This is a genomic window from Chitinophaga sp. (assembly GCF_036569185.1).
Lineage (GTDB): Bacteria > Bacteroidota > Bacteroidia > Chitinophagales > Chitinophagaceae > Chitinophaga.
This window is the reverse complement of record NZ_DATCRD010000171.1, coordinates 1-4,384: the sequence shown is the minus strand read 5'-3', so window position 1 is coordinate 4,384 and position 4,384 is coordinate 1. Positions and strand designations below refer to the sequence as shown.

At 46.5% G+C, this 4,384-nt stretch carries 3 protein-coding genes; all 3 read right to left on the bottom strand.

Going from position 1 to position 4,384, the window contains the following annotated elements; all coding sequences use genetic code 11:
• Positions 1-432: 432 nt before the first annotated feature.
• On the bottom strand, positions 433-2,385 hold the full coding sequence (locus VIM72_RS12720; protein WP_332003208.1) for an OmpA family protein: 1,953 nt from the start codon (positions 2,383-2,385) through the stop codon (positions 433-435).
• Positions 2,386-2,417: 32 nt separating this feature from the next.
• Positions 2,418-3,407, bottom strand: a complete 990-nt coding sequence (locus VIM72_RS12715; RefSeq protein ID WP_332003207.1) for a type IX secretion system membrane protein PorP/SprF — start codon at positions 3,405-3,407, stop codon at positions 2,418-2,420.
• Between the two features lie 10 nt (positions 3,408-3,417).
• The coding region (locus tag VIM72_RS12710; RefSeq protein ID WP_332003206.1) for a gliding motility-associated C-terminal domain-containing protein at positions 3,418-4,384 on the bottom strand (967 nt) is incomplete at its 5' end.

Below are 4,384 nucleotides of genomic sequence, written 5' to 3'. Positions count from 1 at the left end.
ATACACCAGATACATCATCATTATCTTTTTACCCTGTATGAACCGGGCATTAACTTTTAATTAACAACCAGGCGATGATAAAAAAACGGGCAAACTATGAACAACTGTTACTTTAAAAAGGCTATATCTCACAGCAGCAGTTTCCCTGTCAAAAAAACTGCGTCGATATTGATATAGCCTGGCTGTTGCCGATTTTCAAAGGAAGGCGTCAAGGCGCCCATGGTTGGTAAATAAACTAAGCCTTACTGGTAAAAAGCGCGGCTAAATATTCTTCTCTCCGGATGCCCTCCGATTTTGGGACAGGGTATGATTCCGCTCCGTTTCCGGGCCACGCTTCCACCTGTGTAGCTCCCGGTTCTGCAGGAAAGCAGCATGCCCCCTATTATGAGGATCAGCAGGAAAATAGGACGCTTCATTTTCAATCCCATATTATTATCTTTTAAACAAAGTAAATTCAACTCTTCTGTTTTGCAGATGCTCTGCTTCCGTACATGGCACGCCGGCTTTACAGCCATTCACCAGGTTTGTTGCTCCATAACCTTTGGCCTCCAGCCTGTCTACATCGATCCCTTTTTCCTTCATGTAGTCCACTACACTTTGAGCTCTGTACTGGGAGAGTTTCAAATTATAAGAAGCTTTTCCCCTTGAATCGGTATATGCACTGATTTTCACTTTAAGGGTGGGTTCCATCTGCAGGATATTCACCAGCTTATCTACATCGGCCTTCATTTCCGGTTTCAAATCCCATTTATCGAAGTCGAAATAGATATTTCCAATATGATCGAACAGCCGCTGCGGATGATTAAGCAGGATACTATCCAGCTTCAGCAATACAAATACACTATCTCTTTTGTCCAGCGTGCTCAAATCAACAGATAGCCCGTTATCACGCAGATACCCGGTCTTCTCGGCTTTTAACTGATAGGTAGCAATCGTATCCAACCTGAAGTTAAAGAAGCCCTCATTGTCCGTCGATATTTGTCTTCGATCATTCCTGCTGCTATCGGTAATAGTTACAACAGCGTTGGCGATTGGCGTTAAGGTTGTTTTGTTGACCACTTTACCACTTAGTTTGATAAAGGATGGCGCCAGGAGCGATGCATTCAGCTGGAAGCTGTAAATATCATCGTTCCCCTTTCCGCCTTGCCGGTTGGAAGAAAGGTATCCGGTTGAGCTGTCTTTAAACCGAAGCGAAAAATCATCTTCGGAACTATTCACAGGGTATCCCATGTTCACCGGATCAACCTTCGAGTGGTCCCCGCCCGGCACAATAAATATATCCAGTCCGCCCATACCGATCAGGTTATCCGATGAGAAATAGAAGTTTCCTTTTTCATCAAATGCAGGGCATCTCTCATCTCCATTCGTATTGACTTTAGGGCCCAAATTCACAGGTGTGCTCCAGCTGTCATCAGACAAACGTTCTGCCCGATAAATATCCGCTCCGCCATAACCACCGGGCATATCGGAAGAGAAGTACAGGTATTTGCCGTTACTGGTCAGAAAAGGATCATTCACAGAATAGCCTTTTGCAGTTGCTCCAAGTGACAGCGGTGTAACGGCGGACCATTTGCCATTGCTAAAACGGCTGTCATACAGGCTGAATCCCACTGTGCTCACTTGCTTGTCTCCGACCTTGATTTCCTTCTTCACTGAATTATCTGTTTTGCTGAATATCATTTCTGATGCATCAGCATTCAGTGTAGCCTGCCCGGTATGGAAAGCGCCATTGATGTTATCAGTGTCCAGCGGTCTGACGGCCATAGCGGCATCTGCAAAAAACAACCGGGTATACCCGTTGCCGGTCCATCCATACTTCTTATTGTTGTATTCGCGCTCTACACGATCCGACACGAACAGCAATCCTCCGCTGAATGAAAGGCATCCCCAGTCGGCATATTCCGTGTTGATGAAGGACAGATTCCGTACATGGGTATCTGTGGGATTATTCATCCACAAAACGGCGGAGTCGCAGGAACGGATCATTCTGTTCATAGTTGCCACATCTACTCCCGGGAAATGATTATCCCGGAGATACTGGTATTGTTTCCTGGCCTCTGTGTACTTCCCGTTATTTTTCAATACTGCTGCATAGCTGATATAGCTGTCTACAGGGGCGCCCGGCATTGCCACCAATTTTTCGTACCAGGCCTCTGCAAGCTGAAAATTCCTCATTTTAAGGTAGGATTTCGCCATGCCATCAACAGCCTTAATGGAAGGTTTGCTTACATATGCTTTTTCATATTTTTTTACTGCGATGGAAAAGTTGAGCTTTTCGAATTCACGATCAGCTTCTTTCAGACTGGATTGCGCCACTACATTCATCGTAAACAAGCCGCTGCAAAGCAATCCAATGACGAATTTGCGTATGGTAGAAATATACATCAGATAAGTTGCTGTTGTTATGAAGATAATGATCAGAAAAATCTGGGAGTAAGCGTTTGTTCATCCTTTCTTGGAAAGATAAACCCGATGGATATCTCGTGGCTGCTGGTACCTAACGTCGCTGTGGTTTTCAGCGAGCGGTCATATGAATATCCAAGCCTGAATTGTTCTCCCAGGAAAAATTGCGCACCAAACACAATGGCTGATGGTTTCTCCAGCCTGGGGTCTACATTCTTATTGAACATTGTAACACCCGTCCTGTACGTAGCTCCCAGCCACACCATCTGCTGAATCAGCACATAGGTGGTCAGATCCAGGCTGCCAGGGCCGGCCATGTCGTTTTTCAGCATCATGGATGGCCGTACTGCCACTGCTTCTGACAACGGAAAGAGGTATCCGGCAAGCAGGTAAAGGTTCATTTTGGTTTCCGGCAGTAAACGGGTAGGATCTTTCTTGGGTTTTATAAAGTGCACGCCAATATTATCCGCGGAAATCCCTGCATAAAATCTGTCTGTATTATATAGCACACCAACACGTGCATCCGGCATGGTTAGAGTTTTCCGCTGGTTCAGCAGCCGGAGGTCATTCGTTTCATCTGGATTCAGTTTGGTACCATCCAGCGACTGTTGCGCGATGCCGCCTGCAATACCAATCGCCAGGGTTCTGGGCACTCCCTCATAACTGTCAAATTTGATGCGGTATGCGAAGTTGGCATAAGCGCCCAGATTGGTCATAGCTCCCAGTTTGTCGGCAATAATATTGAGGCCCAACCCCACCTTGTCATCATTGATGGTACCATCTACTGCCAGAGAACCCGTTCTGGGAGCCCCTTCCACGCCTGTCCACTGATTCCTGTAGATGCCAGTGAGATTAAGCTGCTCACGGTACCCTGCATAAGCAGGATTGATGAACAATCCATGAAACATATACTGACTAATCTGAGGGGCTTGCTGGGCCCTTACCGGGAGGGACCATAAAAAGATCCCCCCGATTATTACACTGCTTACAAATTTCAATTTCATAAAATACACTTTAACGTAAAACCATTATATATCCACGTTTTATGATCACCTTTCCACTATTATCCTTCACTGTCAATACATAGAAATAAGTTCCTTCCAATAAGCCCGATCCATTCCAGGTGTTATCATAATTACTCTTTTTGTATACCAGGTTGTTCCAGCGATTGATGATGACCAGTTCCGGATCTTTATATTTTTCCAATCCTTTTATTCGCAGCACATCATTTACACCATCTCCATTAGGTGTGATCACATTCGGCACCACCAGGTCGTCCTGTTCGATTTCCACAGTTGAAGCACCACCATTATCAAGCGGTATGTCATCTCCATTGGGCGTAAGACCAGTGACTTTATTTGTCAGGCTGTTGCCGCTGTAATCTGTTGCCACGGTACCATTCACCAACAGGGTCACATTTTGTCCTGCTGCTACATTCAAACCTGTCCACCGACCACTGGCAGCATCATACTTACCTGCGCCTGGTACAAAGCCTGTTACATTGTAACCTGCTGGCAGCTGGTCTTTCACGATCACTGTGTCGCCAGGCACAATAGCTCTCGGGCCCTGGTTTTGAAGCGTGATTGTAAAGTTCAGCGGACCACCGGCTTTAGCTGTGGCGCTGTTCGCCTTCTTGCTCAACTTCAGGTGATAAACTGTATCTGTACTGTCTTCGACCGTTACAGTGGCTCCTCCACCGTTTTCAACAGGTATGGAATCTTTCTTCGGTGTAAGGCCGCTGACTTTATTCGTCAGGCTGTTGCCGCTGTAATCTGTTGCCACGGTACCATTCACCAACAGGGTCACGTTCTGTCCTGCCGCTACATTCAAACCGGTCCAGCGACCGCTGGTTGAATCGTACTTACCGGCGCCCGGTGCAAAGCCCGTTACATTGTAACCTGCTGGCAGCTGGTCTTTCACGATCACTGTGTCGCCAGGCACAATAGCTCTCGGGCCCTGGTTTTGAAGCGTGATTGTAAAG